The organism is Candidatus Colwellia aromaticivorans (assembly GCF_003333305.1).
Taxonomy (GTDB): domain Bacteria; phylum Pseudomonadota; class Gammaproteobacteria; order Enterobacterales; family Alteromonadaceae; genus Colwellia; species Colwellia aromaticivorans.
Window position 1 is genome coordinate 83,646 of record NZ_QOLD01000014.1, and the last position, 18,126, is coordinate 101,771.

16 protein-coding genes and 1 pseudogene are annotated in these 18,126 nt (G+C 37.1%); 12 read left to right on the top strand and 5 right to left on the bottom strand.

What is annotated here, in order from left to right; translation table 11 throughout:
• Positions 1-92 precede the first annotated feature (92 nt).
• The 3 genes from DWA31_RS02445 (at position 93) to deoA (ending at position 5,251) form a co-directional block, all read left to right on the top strand.
• Entirely contained in the window at positions 93-3,278 is a 3,186-nt protein-coding gene (locus DWA31_RS02445; RefSeq protein WP_114325082.1) for a TonB-dependent receptor, read from the top strand.
• Positions 3,279-3,439: 161 nt separating this feature from the next.
• Positions 3,440-3,889 (top strand): cytidine deaminase, encoded by a 450-nt coding sequence (locus tag DWA31_RS02450; protein WP_114325083.1) that lies wholly within the window; start codon positions 3,440-3,442, stop codon positions 3,887-3,889.
• A 30-nt stretch (positions 3,890-3,919) separates the two neighbouring features.
• A complete protein-coding gene (deoA, locus tag DWA31_RS02455; RefSeq protein ID WP_114325084.1) occupies positions 3,920-5,251 on the top strand; it encodes a thymidine phosphorylase in 1,332 nt (443 codons plus the stop codon).
• Positions 5,252-5,258: 7 nt separating this feature from the next.
• Here the strand turns inward: deoA and DWA31_RS02460 are convergent, their stop codons facing one another.
• Positions 5,259-6,326: a M14 family metallopeptidase gene (locus DWA31_RS02460; RefSeq protein WP_114325085.1), complete on the bottom strand. Its 1,068-nt coding sequence runs from the start codon at positions 6,324-6,326 to the stop codon at positions 5,259-5,261.
• Between the two features lie 201 nt (positions 6,327-6,527).
• Between DWA31_RS02460 and DWA31_RS02465 the strand changes: the two genes are divergently transcribed.
• Entirely contained in the window at positions 6,528-6,878 is a 351-nt protein-coding gene (locus tag DWA31_RS02465) for an HIT domain-containing protein (RefSeq protein ID WP_114325086.1), read from the top strand.
• A 148-nt stretch (positions 6,879-7,026) separates the two neighbouring features.
• Positions 7,027-7,296: an acylphosphatase gene (locus tag DWA31_RS02470; RefSeq protein ID WP_114325087.1), complete on the top strand. Its 270-nt coding sequence runs from the start codon at positions 7,027-7,029 to the stop codon at positions 7,294-7,296.
• A gap of 101 nt (positions 7,297-7,397) precedes the next feature.
• On the opposite strand, the gene DWA31_RS02475 is transcribed toward DWA31_RS02470, so the two are convergent.
• The 3 genes from DWA31_RS02475 to DWA31_RS02485 form a co-directional block, all read right to left on the bottom strand.
• Positions 7,398-7,607, bottom strand: coding sequence for a DUF1653 domain-containing protein (locus tag DWA31_RS02475; RefSeq protein ID WP_114325088.1), 210 nt, complete (start codon positions 7,605-7,607; stop codon positions 7,398-7,400).
• Between the two features lie 69 nt (positions 7,608-7,676).
• On the bottom strand, positions 7,677-8,174 hold the full coding sequence (ilvN, locus tag DWA31_RS02480; RefSeq protein WP_114325089.1) for an acetolactate synthase small subunit: 498 nt from the start codon (positions 8,172-8,174) through the stop codon (positions 7,677-7,679).
• A gap of 85 nt (positions 8,175-8,259) precedes the next feature.
• Positions 8,260-9,987 (bottom strand): acetolactate synthase 3 large subunit, encoded by a 1,728-nt coding sequence (locus DWA31_RS02485; protein WP_114325090.1) that lies wholly within the window; start codon positions 9,985-9,987, stop codon positions 8,260-8,262.
• Between the two features lie 495 nt (positions 9,988-10,482).
• Here DWA31_RS02485 and DWA31_RS02490 point away from each other — a divergent pair, with 495 nt between their 5' ends.
• From DWA31_RS02490 to DWA31_RS02520, 6 genes are all read left to right on the top strand, one after another.
• Complete coding sequence (locus DWA31_RS02490; protein ID WP_114325091.1) at positions 10,483-11,067, top strand: DUF4136 domain-containing protein; 585 nt, start codon at positions 10,483-10,485, stop codon at positions 11,065-11,067.
• Positions 11,068-12,032: 965 nt separating this feature from the next.
• The gene (locus DWA31_RS02495) at positions 12,033-12,365 is read left to right on the top strand and encodes an inorganic pyrophosphatase Ppa (protein WP_114325092.1); all 333 of its coding nucleotides are present in this window, start codon (positions 12,033-12,035) and stop codon (positions 12,363-12,365) included.
• Positions 12,366-12,386: 21 nt separating this feature from the next.
• Positions 12,387-12,815, top strand: coding sequence for a TerB family tellurite resistance protein (locus DWA31_RS02500; protein WP_114325093.1), 429 nt, complete (start codon positions 12,387-12,389; stop codon positions 12,813-12,815).
• Complete coding sequence (locus tag DWA31_RS02505) at positions 12,815-15,481, top strand: cation-translocating P-type ATPase (protein WP_245942448.1); 2,667 nt, start codon at positions 12,815-12,817, stop codon at positions 15,479-15,481. The genes DWA31_RS02500 and DWA31_RS02505 overlap by 1 nt, the downstream gene beginning before the upstream one ends.
• Positions 15,482-15,870: 389 nt before the next feature.
• A complete protein-coding gene (locus DWA31_RS02515; protein WP_114325095.1) occupies positions 15,871-16,326 on the top strand; it encodes a cytochrome C in 456 nt (151 codons plus the stop codon).
• Between the two features lie 28 nt (positions 16,327-16,354).
• Entirely contained in the window at positions 16,355-16,792 is a 438-nt protein-coding gene (locus DWA31_RS02520) for a universal stress protein (protein ID WP_114325096.1), read from the top strand.
• A gap of 80 nt (positions 16,793-16,872) precedes the next feature.
• On the opposite strand, the gene DWA31_RS02525 is transcribed toward DWA31_RS02520, so the two are convergent.
• Complete coding sequence (locus tag DWA31_RS02525; RefSeq protein ID WP_114325097.1) at positions 16,873-17,793, bottom strand: ribose-phosphate diphosphokinase; 921 nt, start codon at positions 17,791-17,793, stop codon at positions 16,873-16,875.
• A 75-nt stretch (positions 17,794-17,868) separates the two neighbouring features.
• Between DWA31_RS02525 and DWA31_RS17400 the strand changes: the two are divergent.
• A pseudogene (locus DWA31_RS17400) lies at positions 17,869-18,126 on the top strand (hypothetical protein).

Genomic DNA, 18,126 nt, shown 5'->3' on the forward strand with positions numbered 1-18,126 from the left:
CGATTTTGTCACACTTTACAGAAAAATTTTAAAACGATTACAGTATGAATAAAAATAATAATTAACCCACAGAAACACATAGGAACACTAAGATGATTACCTACTCTCTATCACGAATAGCTGGAGCATTAGTTGTTGCGCTTGGTTTATCAACATCGGTTATATCAATTGATGTAATGGCCAATATCACTACTTCAGCAGTAAAAGGTCAAGTTGTTGGGCCAAAAGGTAATGCTGCTGTTGGTACAAAAGTTACTATTATTCATTTGCCTTCAGGAACGACAAAAACCGCGACGGTTAATAACTCTGGATTATTTACCGCTAAAGGTTTACGTGTTGGTGGTCCATATAAAATTATTCTACACTCTAATAAATTTGAAGATACTACGGTTAAAGATGTTTATTTAACTTTGGGTGAAACATACCCTGTGAGCATGGCCTTAAGTCCTCAAGAAAATACTGAAACCATTGTTGTAACAGGACGTTCTGTTAGTATGAATTCAGGTGGAACAGGACCTGCAGCTCACTTTAATGCTGATGATCTGAAATATGCGCCATCAATAAATCGTGATATCAAAGATATTGTACGTATAGATCCACGTATTTATATTGATGAAAGTCGCAGTGATGCTATTCAGTGCGGTGGTGGGAACCCAAGATTTAACAGCTTAACCGTTGATGGCGTTCGTATGAATGACAGCTTTGGTTTAAATGATAATGGCTATCCGACTACACGTATTCCTTTTTCTTATGATTCAATTGATCAAGTATCGGTAGAATTAGCACCGTTTGATGTCAAATATGGTGGTTTCACCTCTTGTAACATCAACGCTGTAACAAAGTCAGGCACTAATGAAGTGCACGGTAGCGTGTTTTACGACTACAGCAATGACTCGATGAAAGGTGACAGTATTGAAGGTGAGCATCAAGATAATGGTTCATATTCTGAAAAACGTTATGGCTTTAATTTTGGCTTACCATTAATTAATGATACCTTATTTTTATTTGCCTCTTATGAGACATTAGAGGGTGCTCAGCTTTTTGAGTATTCACCGCTAGGTGATCAAGTCACACAAGCTGATATAGATCGTGTAAATCAAATATCAATTGATAAATACGGTTATACCGCTGGCGGCACTCCTGCAAGTATGCCGGTTGATGATGAAAAAATCTTAATCAAATTAGATTGGAACATTAATGAAGACCACCGCGCTAGTTTTATTTACAACTATAATGACGGCTTTAAATTAGATCAATCTGATGAATGGGGTATGACTTTAGATAATCACTTCTATGAGTCAGGTGCGGAACTAAATTCTTTTGTAGCTTCTGTTAACTCTGATTGGAGTGATAACTTTTCTACTGAAATTAGAGTCGGTCATACAGAGCTAGAAAATAGACAAGTTTCATTGGATGCGGCAAGTGGTTTTGGTGAAGTACAAATTAAACATGGTGGTACTACTATTTTCTTAGGGCCTGATGATTCACGCCAATCAAATGAAATGAATTGGGAAAGTACTAACTTCAAATTGTCCGGTAGTTATTACCTTGATGAACATACAATAACAGCGGGATATGAATACGAAAGTTTAACGGCATTTAACTTGTTTATGCAACATACCGTTGGTGAATATCGTTTTAGTTCTATTGACGCTTATGAAGATGCTCTAGCTGATCGTGTTTATTATAATAATTCAGCGGGCACTAATAACCCTAGTGACGCTAGCCAAGAATTTACCTATGGTCTGCATACTTTCTATATTCAAGATGAATATACGCTAACAGATGTTGATATAACGTTAACCTTTGGTTTACGTTATGACCGTTACACCAGTAGTGATAACCCGCGCTATAATGCACAATTTGAAGAACGTTATGGTGTTAGAAATGATAAAAATATGGACGGTATTGACTTAATACAACCTCGTGTTGGCTTTAATTGGGCAGTTGAAGATAATTTAGAAATACGCGGTGGTTTCGGTTTATATTCTGGTGGTAACCCTAACGTTTGGTTATCTAACTCCTATTCGAATGATGGTTTAGTGAATATTGGGCTTAAAGAGTGTATGAATATAAACCCATGGGATAGCTGTACAAATTCTGGTGTGAGTTATAGTGGGACGAAGATAGATTTATTTAATACACCTTCAGTTGACCCGCGTGGCCCTGGTTTTGGTGTGCCACAAGTGATGCATGATGACATCCAAGGTTTAGATGAACTCAGTGGAAACGGCTCTGTTAATGCGACTGATCCAAACTTTGAAATCCCTTCTGAGTGGAAATATACACTAGGTGCGACTTATACCACTGATAATGATTATATTATTTCGGCAGATATACTCCATAACCGTAAGCAAGATTCAGCGACGATTCTTGACTATAATTTAGAATATGGCCCTAATACGTTTGATGGCCGTCCTACTTATCAGTCAGTAACTCATGCAAGTGGTGTTGATAATGTATCAAACGAGTATGTCTTAACGAATACAAGCAGTGATGGTAGCTCTACTATTATTTCATTAGCATTAAGCAAAAGTTTTGATTTTGGTTTAGATGCTTCATTTGGTTATTCATTTACCAAATCTGAAGATGCTAACCCAATGACAAGCGCAGTTGCGGGTTCTAACTACGGAAATTTAGCGACAACAGATGCACTTAACCCACCTATTACAACCTCTAACTATGAAATTCCGCACCGTTTCACTATGAACCTTAGTTATGGTATTGAACTTTTTGATGGTCTTGAAACTCGCTTTAGTTTATTCGGACAGGCAAGTGAAGGACAAGCTTATTCATTTACTTATGATGATTCGGATGGCGCTTTTGGTGATAGTAACTGGAACGGTGATCGTCAATTAGTTTATATACCTACACTTGATGATGCAAATGTTGTTTATGGAGCCGATTTTGATAAGGACGCTTTTGACGCTTTTGTTGCTGCAGAGGGGCTTGCACGTGGTCAAACTACGGGTCGAAACGCACAAAATGCTGATTGGCATGTAAGCTTTGATATCAAGGTTAACCAAGAAATCCCTGGTTTAATGGAAGGGCACCGAGGTAATGCATTCTTTATCATTAAAAACGTAGGAAATATGTTAAATGATGATTGGGGTGTAATGAAGCAAGGTGAATTTGTTGGTAATCGCATGGTCGAAATGTCGATTCAAGATGATGGTAAATACGTTTACGAAAGCTTCAATGCGGGTAATGAAGAACAAAACTTCTACAAAGATGCTTCTCTTTGGGAAATGCGTGTTGGTATAAGTTACGACTTTTAAACTTTATACGATAAGTTGCATTAAAGCCGTGCTTAATCGCGCGGTTTTTTTTTGAATTCATACCAACTGATTTTTCAATGCTACTAGCATAAGAAACTTTTTCGTTATACTGTTTTGACTTGTTAGTCAGTTTTTTATACCTAAGTTAATAAGAGAAACCAATGTCTTTTGCAAATAATGTAGACGTTACTGTTGAGCAATGGCTTGAATTATCTAAAGCGGCTGAAATTGCTTTTAGTAAAGCCTATGCGCCTTATAGTGATTTTAAGGTAGGTGCTGCCGCCTTAACAGCGGACAAAAAAATTGTTCAAGGTTGTAATGTTGAGAATGCATCGTATGGGCTAACCGTATGTGCGGAAAGAAATTGCATTGCACATGGCGTTATTGCGACCCAAAGTAATAAAAAGGTTAAGTTTACTGCTTTGGTGATTTACACCGCACAAGAAAAGTTAACGCCACCGTGTGGCGCCTGTCGACAAGTGATCAGTGAATTTTTTCCAAAAAATGCGTTAGTGATGGCGGTAAATCATCTTAACGAACAGCAAAAATGGACAGTAGAACAATTACTGCCTGATGCTTTCACTCCTGATAGTTTACTCAATAAAACATAACAGACCATACGCGTATAAGGTGCTTGTATCATGATGTTACCTCAAGAAATTATTGCAAAAAAATGTAATGGTCAAATACTTAGCGAGAGCGAGATCGGTTTATTTGTTGATGGTTTAACGTCGACAAATTTTAATGATGCGCAAGTGGGCGCGATGGCGATGGCTATATTTCTGCAAGGCTTAAATAAACAAGAAACGGTATATTTAACTAGTGCCATGATGAAATCAGGAAAAGTGCTTTCTTGGGGAGATGTTAAAAATGCTGAAGGTCTGTTGCTCAACGGCCCTATAGTCGATAAACACTCTACAGGTGGTGTTGGTGATAAAGTCAGTTTTATGCTGGCAGCGATAGTGGCTGCATGTGGCGGATACGTGCCAATGATTTCAGGTCGAGGCTTAGGACATACCGGCGGTACTGCGGATAAATTGGAAAGTATTGCCGGCTTTAATGTACAACCTAAGTTAGAACAATTTAAACGCATAGTTGCAAATTTAGGTATGGCCATTATTTCACAAACTCCTGAGCTAGCGCCAGCTGATAGGCGTTTGTATGCTATTCGCGATGTTACCGCTACGGTTGCTTCAATACCGTTAATTACCGCTTCTATTTTATCTAAAAAGTTAGCTGCGGGGCTTGATGTACTCGTGATGGATATCAAGGTAGGTAATGGCGCAATGATGACAGACCTTAATCAAGCGCGCGCTTTAGCACAAAGTATCACCACCGTTGCGAATGACGCAGGTGTTAATACTCAAGCCATTATCACTGACATGAATCAAGTATTGGGTAATACCGCAGGTAATGCATTAGAAATAGATGAAACGGTGAAATACTTGACCGGAGAGTTCTGTGAGCCTAGGTTACATGAAGTCGTTGTCAGCTTAGCAAAAGCGATGTTGCTCAATAGTAAATTAGCAGCAGATGAAGATAGTGCTAATTTTCAAATTGATCGGGCTTTAGCATCAGGTAAGGCAGCAGAAATATTTGCTAAGATGATTAGCGCACTCGGAGGGCCAAATGACTTATTAGAGAAACCATGGCAATCAATGAATAAGGCTGAAGTTATTATTGACGTGTTAGCACCGTGCCATGGCTACATTAGTACTATGCAAACTCGTGATATAGGTATATCTGTGGTTGGTTTAGGCGGTGGAAGAATGAGCAATGATCAAATAATAGATCACAGTGTTGGCTTTGATCGTATTTTATCTATTGGCACTCATGTCAATAAGGGGGATATATTAGCAAGAGTACACGCGTCTTCTAAAGTGAGTGCAGAACTTGCTAGTAATCAATATATTAAAGCGCTTAAGTTTTCAGATGTTGCTTTAGCTGAGCCAAAAATTATTTATCGTTTTTAATATTTGTTTAAAGTCGATTATTTGTTTTTTTTACCACATAAAATAAGCAATCATTTAACGCGATTTGTTTATCAGAGGTTGCTTTGAATAGTCGTAAGTTTTGTTTACACACTAATTGATTTTCACGAATGTAAAAATACTCATCAATAACATCACAACCGTGTTTATTGAGTAAGTGTAAATTTTCAAGACCATTACCATCAATCCAACCGATCATTTCACCTTGATTAGCACCACCAAAATTGAAGTAGTCTATATTTTGTTTAAGTGTTATGCCGCTATAACCTTCATCATGATCAGCATAAGATAAATTGACACCTTCTCTAGCCTGTAATCTGAGGGGTAGGTAAATTACTTCAACACCTCTTTCTTGTTGAATATAGCCAATGTCCTCACAGTTTGCAATTTGGCATATTCCTGCATAAGCGACCTCATGAGCTTGCTCATCAACACGGCCACCGCATTCTATAGTAATAGTTGGACATGAGAAATCTTGTTCCATCAGTGAACATAGTTGTAAATCAGAGAGAACTAATGTTTGGCAAAAAAATGAGGTTAGTGATAGCGTCTCTGTCGTTATTTTAGAGCTGACAGCAAAAGTAGGACAGGGGTTAGGTGCATTGTGAAGATCGACCATCACCTCAGGATTTACCTCTTTAACGGCTTGCTCAATTAACTGTGCCCTTTCGTAACAGCCTTTATATTTTTCTATTTGAATTTTATCAGGTTCTTTCTCCCCGAAACAACGGTTGATATCTTTGCTGCCATCAATAAATCGTTTAGATAATAATGGTTTGACACAAGCCGCTTCTACAGAGCAAATAATAAAACGTAAATTGGTTTTTGGAAGCTCTTTTACATTTCGGGTAGTTAACCAACGGTGTAGTGCAATTAAACCTGATGGTTCACTACCTTGTAAAAGTGTCGTGATTACCCTGCATTTTTTGGTCTCTAATCCAGTAATATCAATAACGGTTGGACCGGTCATTGACAATAAAAACTGTTCATAATCAGCATGTAAATCACGCCAGTTTGGATCTTGTATATAGTTGATCTCGCTAAAGTCTATTTCCATATCATTACCTACACAAGTGGGACAAGGAGGGTTAAATAACCGATGGTATTAGCATGTCATACCTTTGGCTTACTCCGTGTTGATTAAGGTCAACAAAAGTGATTACACAGTGCTTATTTATTTAAAAAATATGATAATTGTTTAGTCGGAATTTTTTTTAACGTAAACTGTTGATATATTTCCTAATCAGATGAGTAGTTTATGACTGAAGAAACCATATTTTCTAAAATTATTAGACAAGAAATTCCAACGCCACTTTTATATCAAGACGAATTAGTGAGTGCTTTTAGAGATATATCACCTCGCGTTAGTACCCATATTTTAATTGTACCCAATAAGCATATTCCAACTATTAATGAGGTTACTGATGCGGATGAGTTAACGATGGGACGTATGATCAGTGTAGCGAAAAAGCTCGCTAAGCAAGAAGGTATTGCTGAAAATGGTTATCGTTTGATCATAAATTGTAATGAAGATGGTGGACAAGAAGTACCACATATTCATATGCATTTACTCGGTGGTCAGCGATTAGGCGCTATGTTATCAATTTAATGCCCGTTCAATTAAAAAATCCGACAGACGGTTACTTAGTCATAATTAGAATCAGATGATTAACCAGACTTAAGTTAGTGAATTTTCTCCTGTCTTGTATTTAACCGTCTATACTCATTTTAGAGTAATAATAAAATGAGTATAAACCATGAATGTTAGTTATATTGCGCATATGTCGGGCAAAGTACAGGGTGTGTATTTTAGAGTGTCTAGCCAGCAAAAAGCCATTGATTATGGCTTGAGTGGTTATGCTAAGAATTTAGCCGATGGTGATGTTGAAGTTTTTTTATCAGGCGATCAGGAAAATGTGGATAAAATGTTAGCTTGGTTAAAGCATGGACCTGAACAGGCACAAGTAACCAAAATGCAACAAAAAAAAGTAGACTGGCAAGAGCATAGCTTTTTTTCAATTAACTAGTTTATATCAATGTTAATAAATTATTGCACACTTGTACTGGCTAAAATACTCCAAGGCTGCGTTACCCCCAATGCTAATAACCAGCATTTCTCAATCGAGCGCTAATCTTCTATAAACTGAAAACGTTGTAAGGTTTTCCCATCTCGAGTAATAGTTTCATTAAACATAGTTAAAGGCCGTACCCATATATCACCTTTGTTATCAAAGGGGTGATATACAACAAATGTCTCTTCGGTTTCGCTATGTCTAGCAAGATGAAGTACTTGATAATAATTACCTTTGAAGTGCTGATACTTTCCCAATTTAATCATTAAATTTCCTATTGTGGTAACGCTGCAAACTACTGAGGCCTGCAGCTGAGTTCGGTAATGTTATCAGTTTTATACTCGCATCGCTTTTTCACCACGAGCGATACCAACACAGCCAGAGCGTACTGATTCAATTATTTCAGTTTCATTACTCAATGTTTCAATAAAAGCATTTAGCTTTTCACTACTGCCGGTTAATTCAATCGTATAAATTTGTTTACCTATGTCGACTATGGAGCCACGAAATATATCAGTAATGCGTTTTACTTCAGTACGAGTTTTATCACCCATCGCAGCAACCTTTACTAACAGTAATTCGCGTTCTACATGTTTACGATCGGTTAATTCAGAGATTTTAATCACATCAACTAACTTGTTAACTTGCTTTACTATTTGCTCTAAAACTTTGTCATCACCTATGGTGGCGATGGTAATTCTAGATAAGCTATTATCGTCAGTTGGAGCAACGGTTAAGCTTTCAATATTAAAAGCGCGCTGTGAAAACAATCCAACAATACGGGATAATGCTCCGGCTTCATTTTCTAATAAAATAGCTAAAATATGACGCATTATGCTTTCACTCCTTTATTGCTTGTATTGGCCAAGATGTTATGTATTTCTTTGATTGAATTTCTCTTATTTAGCAAGTGAGTCATTAGGCTTTAACTCCCTTTTTAATCCACATTTCATCAATGCCACCATGGCGAATATGCATAGGGTACACATGCTCTTTTTCATCAACTAAAACGTCAACAAAAACTAATTTGTCTTTTATGCTGAATGCTTCTTCTAGTTTAGAATCAAGTTCTTCTAAGGTATCTATTTTAATGCCTATGTGGCCATAAGCCTCAGCCACTTTACAGAAATCGGGTAATGATTCCATATAAGAAGAAGAGTGCCTTCCACCGTAAACCATATCTTGCCATTGACGAACCATACCAAGTGAGCGGTTATTTAATGTGATAATCACAACAGGTAAGTTGTACTGCTTACAAGTAGATAACTCTTGAATATTCATTTGGATAGAGCCATCACCAGTAATACAAATAACATGCTTATCTGGAAAAGCAAGTTTAACCCCCATCGCTGCAGGTAAGCCAAAACCCATGGTGCCAGCGCCGCCAGAATTTATCCATTGACGTGGTTTAGCAAAGGGATAAAATTGCGCGGCAAACATTTGATGTTGGCCAACATCAGAAGCAACGTAAGCTTCACCATTAGTAATTTTATACATGGCTTCGATAACACGCTGCGGCTTAATTTTTTCACCCGCTACTTGTTTGTAACTTACGCTACGCATGTCACGCCATAAATGAATTTGTTGCCACCACTCTGTTAATGCTTCTTCATCAGGGCTGAAGTTAATTACGTTAAGTTCATCAAGTAACTGTTGCATAACAATATCAACTAAACCAACGACAGGAATGTGGGCGTTTATGGTTTTGGAGATAGAGGTTGGATCAATATCTACGTGAATAATGGTAGCGTTAGGGCAAAATTTATCAACGTTGTTGGTGACTCTGTCATCAAATCGAGCACCAAGGGCTAAAATCACATCAGCATTAGCCATTGATTTATTCGCTTCTAGGCTTCCGTGCATACCTAACATGCCGATAAAGTTTTCGTGCGTTCCAGAAATGCCACCAAGCCCCATTAACGTATTAGTAATCGGCGCTTTTAAAGTTTCAACTAACGTGGTTAACAGTTGAGATGCATCGGCTAATACAATGCCACCGCCTGAATATACCACTAACTTTTTCGCTTCACTTATTGTTTTAGCTGCTTTGCGAATTTGTTTTGGATGGCCTTTAATATTGGGATTATAAGAGCGTATATTGACATTAGTTTCAATACTAAAAGGCGCTGTGTTTTGTGGAATTAGCATATCTTTAGGAAGTTCAACTACTACCGGACCTGGTCTACCCGTGCTGGCTATATAAAAAGCTTTGGCAATAATATTAGGAATATCGGATAAATCACGACAGTTAAAGCTATGTTTGATAATTGGACGTGTGCAACCAACAATATCAGTTTCTTGAAAAGCATCATTACCGATAAGTGTCGTAGGTACCTGACCCGCTAATACAACCATAGGAATAGAATCCATATAGGCAGTAGCAATACCCGTAACACAATTGGTAGCACCTGGGCCTGAAGTTGCTAATACTACACCTACTTTACCTGTAGCACGAGTATAACCGTCAGCCATATGGGTTGCTGCTTGTTCATGGCGAACTAAAATATGCTCAATCTCATCTTGCTGAAATATAGCATCATATAGATCTAAAATAGAACCACCAGGGTAGCCAAAAATGTACTTTACTTTAAGTGCAGATAGCGCTTTTACTACCATTTCTGCACCGGTAAAAAGTTCTGTTGTCATGTTGATTCCTTTTCAGTTGAATTAACTTATTGTCAAAAATAAAAAACCCCCGATCTTTATCAGAGCGAGGGTTTGATTATTTAATTGCTTACTTACTTGTTTAATAATTAGTATTTCGCATAACCAGAACCCCGTAATGATTTGACTATCACTACGACCATGAGGACGACGTTGAGGTTATGAGTATATAAAATCATGCGTTATTTGAATTTAATTATTTTATAAAATAAGGTTAATGCTTAGCTCTATTTTTAAAGGGTTTACTTATGGCTGTCAACCATTAAATAAAAAAGTCAAAGAATTTATTAGAAATTAGCTGTTCTAATGAATGTTGATCTTATAACAATAACGGTAATTGATTATCTGTTTAAATATTGAAATATGTTTTATAGTTATAATTCTACTATATGTTAATAGTTACAATTTGGTACATCATTATCTGAATACATGAGATAAGGTATGCGTATCTAATAATTATGATTAAACGGGAAAGTTATGATTTTGATAAAAAAAATATTTGCTGCTGTATTGCTTATTACAGTTGCTAGTTGTTCAACTACCTACGAGGCAAAAGTCGACTTTGATAAAAATAGTAAAGTTGACACCTTAAATTATAAAACTTTTGCCTGGTTAAGTTCAGGTAAAATAATGGCACCGCCGGCAGACATTAACCCAGTAATGAAACAGCGTGTTGATGAAGAAATTGAGAAAGCTTTTATGGCTAAAGGTTATCAGTTAATTGATGATGCTGAAAAAGCAGATTTTGCTATTTCTTATACTGTTGGTAATCGTGATAAAATCAAAGTAAGTAGTTATCCTACAACTTACAATACAGGTTTTGGTTGGGGAGGAAGCTACTATGGTGGTCGCTATGGCGGTATGTACGGTACACAAATGAGTACAGAAACCCATGTTCGTCAATACACTGAAGGTAAGTTAGCTATTGATGTTTATGATGTTAAATCTCATCAACCAGCATGGCATGGTTGGGCAGTGAAGCGAATTACCTCTGATGATAAAGAAGCACCATCATCAATGATTAAAGATATAGTTAATAAAGTGGTAACTCAATTTAACTAATTTAACTAATTTAACTAATTTAACTAATTTAAGTTTAGTTATTAATTTATAAAAAGCAGCTTAGGCTGCTTTTTTTTTGTTAAAGTTTAGTGTCATTAGTGCATTAAGTATTAACCGACTAAGCGAGGAATAGTTAAGGTTCGATTTCTAATAAAATAGGTATTGTTTTTTCGGTGAGATTGCTAAAGTTCGGTGAGTGAATTTTATTATTGTTTTCTCTTTATACCCAAGTGAACTCAAAATGCGGATTTCAGGGCAACTGAGCGAGCCATATACAAGGCACATCTTTTTATTAATGGTTACTCCCTTAAAAAAGGATGAAACGAAGTAGATGGTTTGTTCAGTTGTCCCCGTAGGGCTGGTTTAGAAACGTTTTATACTTCGTTATTGATTTCGACAAGGGAGTAACCATTCTCTTCAATCAATGCCTTGCCTAAAGACGTTTCTAATTCCAACTAAAACCTGCACTTTGAATTCACTTGGGTATAGATGTAGAACATCCAAACTATTTGTTTCCTCCTCTGTTTATTATATTTTCACTTGATGTAAGTCAACAAAATATCACGTAAAAAGCTAGATAAATACTATACTTTCTACATCGTATGATTCATTGAATATTTGTTCATGTCTGAAAATATAATAAATAAGGTGTCATACAGCAGGAGTGGCGTAAATCTGCATGAATATCAGAAGTCTTGTGATATTTCAATTGGCACTATGTGGTTAGTTTTATTGGCGCAGCAAGCCTAGCGGTATTGATCATTTATTTACGGTAAAAAATGAAATAAACAGTGGTGTTATTGCTACTGTAATTTGGCCGAGTTTTTAGTCATTTAATTCCAGTAATTATGGGAAATAAAGTTGGCGGCAGTTTATTTGATACTTTGATTTATCACATTACTTATCAGAACAATATTAAACAATATCCTAAAAAATGAAGCGCTAACATCTAAATAAGGTTAACTATGTCATATTTTATTATTGAACCACAACGTACTAACTTAGTTAAATATCAAATCTCTTTTAACATAAATGAATTTAAAGATGGGCATGTAGCTTTTTCTGGTGCATTAGGGAAGCACCCTCATGACGCTAATAAGATAGTGTTAATTGCAGACCCCTTTGCCAACAATACTCGTTATTATGAATTTAATCGTACTGATATTGGATTGATTGAAAAACTACCTAATATTATCAATAGTAATGGCGAAGATGTTGCTATTGTTTTGCTGTGGATAAAAAAAGGCTGCATTGCCATCAGCAGTTCAGTTTTTCTGGTTGAATCTCAGGTTAATTAATTTTAAGGACAGGAGTAAAGTATGTTTGAATCATTAAAACACTGGTTAGAGAATTTAGATGAAGAAAGTCAATTATTTGAGCATGCTGACTCAGAGGTTATTCATATTGCTCTAGCATCATTGCTCTATCATATCATTCGTTCAGATAGCGTTGAAAATGATAATGAAAAGCAAGAATTTAAACTTATTATGGCAAATGAATTCCAATTGTCAGATCAACAAATAATGGTTCTTTATAGCTATGTAAAAACGCTTAAAAGCGATCTGAAATCTGATTTGTTAACGGTTAACGATTACCTTAAAGATAATCCCAATTTACGCATGATGCTAATGAAAAAGTTACTTCAGTTAATTGCCGTTAATGGGGTTAACAATGAAGAACTGAATATATTCTATGAGGCAATGGCGGTTATTTTTCCGGATATTGCTAAAAAACTCACTGATAGCTAGTGAATTCCTACCCGAAAAATTTAACTGACCAGCAAGCCAAAAAAGCATTAGCTAGGTTTGGCTTGAATGTTTTGCCTGAAGCTACAACACCAGGAATGCTGTTAATTTTTCTGCGTCAGTTTAAAGGCCCTTTTATTTATGTATTATTTGCAGCGGCAATTTTGTCCTTTTTTCTTGGACAAAAAATTAATGCTGCTTTTATTCTAGCGGTATTAGTCATCAATGCCATTATAGGTACGGTGCAAGAATTTTCTGCTGAAAAAGCCGCTGGTGCTTTAAAAAAAATGGTGCCCTCGTTTGCCAATGTGATTCGTAATAATAAGCTGATAAAAATTGATAGCCAATCGGTTGTACCAGGTGATTTGGTACAACTATCCTCTGGAGATAAAATACCCGCTGATATGGTCTTACATACAAGTAATGGCCTTAAAATAGATGAATCTATGCTTACTGGTGAGTCTATGGCGGTTGATAAAGTTATCATTAAAGCAACGAATGTCATTGATATTAGGGATGAAAAGCAAAGTGAAGTTAATAAACAGCAAACTTGTTTTGCTGGCACCGTGGTACTCAATGGGCGTGGTAGCGGTTATGTTATTGCTACTGGAACAGATACAGAAATAGGAAAAATCTCTCAAGATATTGAAAGTGAGCAAACAAAGCCGCCATTATTACTGCGTATTGAAGCCTTCACCTTACGTATTACTTACGGCATATTAGTTTTGATCAGTCTTATCTTTATTATTACTTTAATGCGTGGCGATGAGCTTGGTAGTGTATTTTTGCTCGGTGTTGCTTTAGCTGTGTCTGCAATTCCTGAAGGTTTACCAGCAGCAATTACTGTTGCACTGGCTATTGGTATGCGCAGAATGGCAAAAGTTCGAGTGATCATTCGAAATTTACTGGCGGTGGAGGCTTTGGGATCTTGTACATATATAGCTTCTGATAAAACGGGCACGTTAACAGTGAATGAAATGACCATACAGCACATAATTCTAGTTGATGGTAGTGCATTTAAGGTGACGGGTGATGGCCTTGATCTCCATGGTGAGGTCGTATCCTTAGTCGAACAAACCGATATGTCATTGCGGGAAAATGGCCCTCAGACGGAAGAAAATATAAGTCAACAATCAAGCGAAGCGCTGACTTTATTAATTAATGCCGGTTTATTGGCGAATGAGTCTTACCTGGAGAAAACAGCAAATGGTTGGTGCGCTCAGGGAGATATGGTTGATGCGGCCTTTTTAGTGTTGGCGTCAAAATTTAATATTGATTATCAAAATGCTCGAGTTCGTTATAAAGAATTAGCACAGATCCCCTACGAATCAGAAAATGCTTATTGTGCTAGTGTTAATCAGTTTCAGGGCAGGCAGATACTTTTTGTTAAAGGTAGTGTTGAAACCTTAGTGGATATGTGTGACTTTAGCGGAAATGAACATGATAAAAAACGGTTAGAACAACAAGTTGATCAACTTGCCAGTAACGGTTATCGAGTATTGGGTTTAGCTTATAAAGTATTAGAAACTGTGCCAAATAAGCTAGAAAGTGCGCTAATTGATTTAACCTTTATTGGTATGGTTGGCATGATAGATCCACTGCGACATGATGTTGTTTCAGCTGTAGCAGCGTGTAAAACGGCGAAGATTAAAGTTGCTATGATCACTGGCGACCATCCTAAAACAGCGCTGGCCTTAGCTGAACAATCAGGCATAGCAACAGCGGGGATGCCTGCAGTGACAGGTGAACAATTAGAACTGGCTTTTACTCAGGGAAAAACAGCATTCAGTACTTGTGTTCATAGTACCCAAGTATTTGCTCGGATATCACCTCATCAAAAAAGGCAGATAATAGAGCAAATTATGTTTGATGGTGATTTTGTTGCCGTTACTGGCGATGGCGTTAATGATGCACCTGCGTTAAATCAAGCCCATGTTGGGATTGCCATGGGGCTTCGCGGTACAGATGTAGCAAGAGAAAATGCTGATATTATTTTAACCGATGATCATTTTTCCTCCATTGTGGATGGAATTACTCAAGGCCGTATTGTTTATAACAATATTCGTAAAGTGATCTTCTTGTTGATTTCTACTGGCGCAGCCGAAATATTGCTGGTGATGTTTTCCCTGATTTTTGGCACGCCATTACCTTTATTCCCATTGCAATTATTGTGGCTTAATTTGGTTACTAACGGTATTCAAGACGTTGCATTAGCATTTGAGCCTGCTGAAGGTAATGAATTAAAACAAGCGGCACGTCAGCCCAATGAACCGATATTTAATCGTTTGATGATAGAGCGTATTATCGTCAATGCTTTTGTTATGGGGTCTTTAGCTTTTGTACTTTTTAAATGGCAAATAGATTCAGGTGTCGCTGAGCAAGAAGCACGTAATATCACTTTATTATTGATGGTGTTATTTGAGAACGTACATGTGCTTAATAGCCGCTCTGAAAAATTGTCTATTTTTAAACAATACTTTTTTGGTAATAAATTTCTACTTTTTGGTATGTTGGCAGCACAAGGGATACATATTGGTGCCATGTATACACCCGGAATTCGCGAGTTATTACAGTTAGCACCAGTGTCATTAAGCCAATGGTCTAGTTTACTTGGCATTGCTCTATTTCTTATTGTTGTAGATGAGTTACACAAATATTTCCATCATTAATGGTTATAAGTTGATCCAGCTCATTATTCTGTATTAGGAAAGTAGAGCTTAACCAATTTGTGAACTAGAGTTAAATATACCCGTGATACTTCAAAATACAGGATTCAGCTGGAATTAGAAACGTCTTTAGGCAAGGCATTGATTGAAGATAATAGTTGTTCTATTGTCGAAATCAATAACGCTGCATAAAACGTTTCTAAACCAGCCCTACGGGGATGTCTGAGTAAATCATGCTCTTCGTTGCATCTGTTTTTAAGAGAATAACCCTTAATAAAAAGATGCGCCTTGATCATGAATCGCTCAGGCATCCTGAAACACGCATTTTGAGGTATCACGGGTATAAAACCCTTGCTCAACGAGTTTTTTGGATAGTGTATAAAGGAGCCGTTATGAAATATTTACTTTTTTGTTACTTTGCTTTTATTAGCATTAGCCTCGTCAGTTGTGATCTAGGTCCTGATTCACCCCAAGGTTTTAGTTTACCTCAAGGTGATGTTGATAAGGGAGCCATGGTGTTGACGAAATATCAATGTTTAGCATGCCATCATATCAATGGCATAGAACAAGCTGCAGGTATAAACAACCCTGGTTTAAATGTTCGATTAGGAGGGAACTCGACCAAAGTAAAAACTTATGCTGAGCTTGTGACCAGTGTTATTAACCCTTCACATAAACTGGCTCGAGGTTATCCCCTCGCTATTGTTACTGTTGATGGTGAATCTAAAATGAGAAATTTTAATGATGTAATGACAATAGCTGAATTGGTTGATTTAGTCGAATTTTTGCAACCTCATTATAAATTAGTCCCTTATCGCAGCACCAACTATCAATTTTATGGGTATTAACAGTGACGTTATCAGAAGGAGAACTTAGATGAGTAAGCTTTTATATTTAGTCGGCGTTGATGGCAGTGAATGGAGTGAACGAGCCGTTGAGCGAGCTGTTCATTTGGCACAACAAACTGGCGCGAGTGTTAAATTGGTGTATGTGATTACTTGGCAAGATTTTCAGCCTGTGATGGTTGAAGGGGTTGCACCACCTATGTTAGATAAAGAACAAATAGAGCATGACGCCAACAAAAAGATTTTACAGCCTCTGGTTGAAAAGTACCAAGTAAAAGGTCTTCATTTAACCAGTGAATATATTTGGGGGGAGCCAGTAGATGCTTTACATCAATATGAAAAGGAACATCATGCTAATATGATCTTTGTTGGTCGACGAGGTAGGTCGCAGCTTGTTGATATTTTACTTGGTAGTGTGGCTAATAAATTAGCTCATTATGTCGGCATACCTATTGTCCTTGTGCCTTAAATATTTTAGTTAGCTAGAATTTAGTATAAAATAAAGCACCAACAGAGCATACATCTGATGGTGCTTTGTAATGTTTGTAACTAATTGTTTACCATGGTTTTATCAAGCTTTTCGAGTTGTTCTGCTATGATATCTATAATACTAAAGGCATTACTGTTATGCAGTACACTATCAGAACTCCAAATGTGAGCGACGTCCATATTGGTTAGCCTTGTTATGGCGTCATCAACAAAAAATGCATGTGTAACTATGATTGAAATGCTAGTTGGTGCTTGTTGTTGTATTTGTTTTACTGCTTGTTCAAGCGTTTTTCCTGTACTGGCAATATCGTCAACAATAATAACATCTCTATTTGTCAGGCTTACTTTGTTGATATTTTCTTTATTATTGCTCTCTAAATTTATAGCAACACTTTTATCGCCAAAACGCTCTTTAGTGGCGATGGCATAATCCCATTGATGAGGCTTGGCTATCGCTTTAACCCATTGTTCAGACTCTTCGTCAGGGCCAATCAGCACAGGTTGACTAAACTGTTTTTTTAAAAAGGCAGACATGGCGCTGCTAGCGTGTAAAGCAATGGCTTGATTGCTTGGAATTGCCTCATTTAAGTTGTTTATGCGGTGCAGATGTGGGTCGATAGTAATCACACGGTCAAAATAGTCACCGAGCAATTTCCCTATTATTTTTTGACTAATAGCCTCTCCTTGATGAAAAGCAATATCTTGGCGCATATAACACAAGTAGGGCGCTACTAAGGTAATATGCTCAACACCTTGCGCTCTTGCTGCTGAAGCAGTAATGATCAGTTCAATGAGCTTAGCATTAGGTTGGTTTAATGTACGGCAAATAATAATTTTCTTTGGTAAATTCATCGGCAGTGTCACTTTTGTTTCACCATCGGGAAATTGATGCAGTTCAACCTGTTTAAACGGTATCGATAAACTTTCTGCTAGTTGCTGAGCAGGGGATAAATAATCGTCAAAGCCCAATATTATGGCCATTGTAACTCCTAGGGTCTGTTGACCTTTCGCGGTTAATTTTTGTTCGAGATAAAAGCGTTTTAATCGCGGCGAGTAGTGTGTAGCCTAGTCACTCTAAGCAAAGACTACTCAACAAAGAGTAAAACGCTTTTAGCCGGATCCTTCGGACAGCGTTTGTTGGTCATTTTTACGGCGTTATCGCCTTTTTATGTGGCGCTACATGGATGTAGCTTATAAGACAATACAGGAGCATATTGTCCTGAACAACCACATGACAAAGGCTCTGCCTTGTACAAATACCCAACAAACTGCTGCAAAAGCAATCTCGAAAGATCAACAGACCCTAATATATAA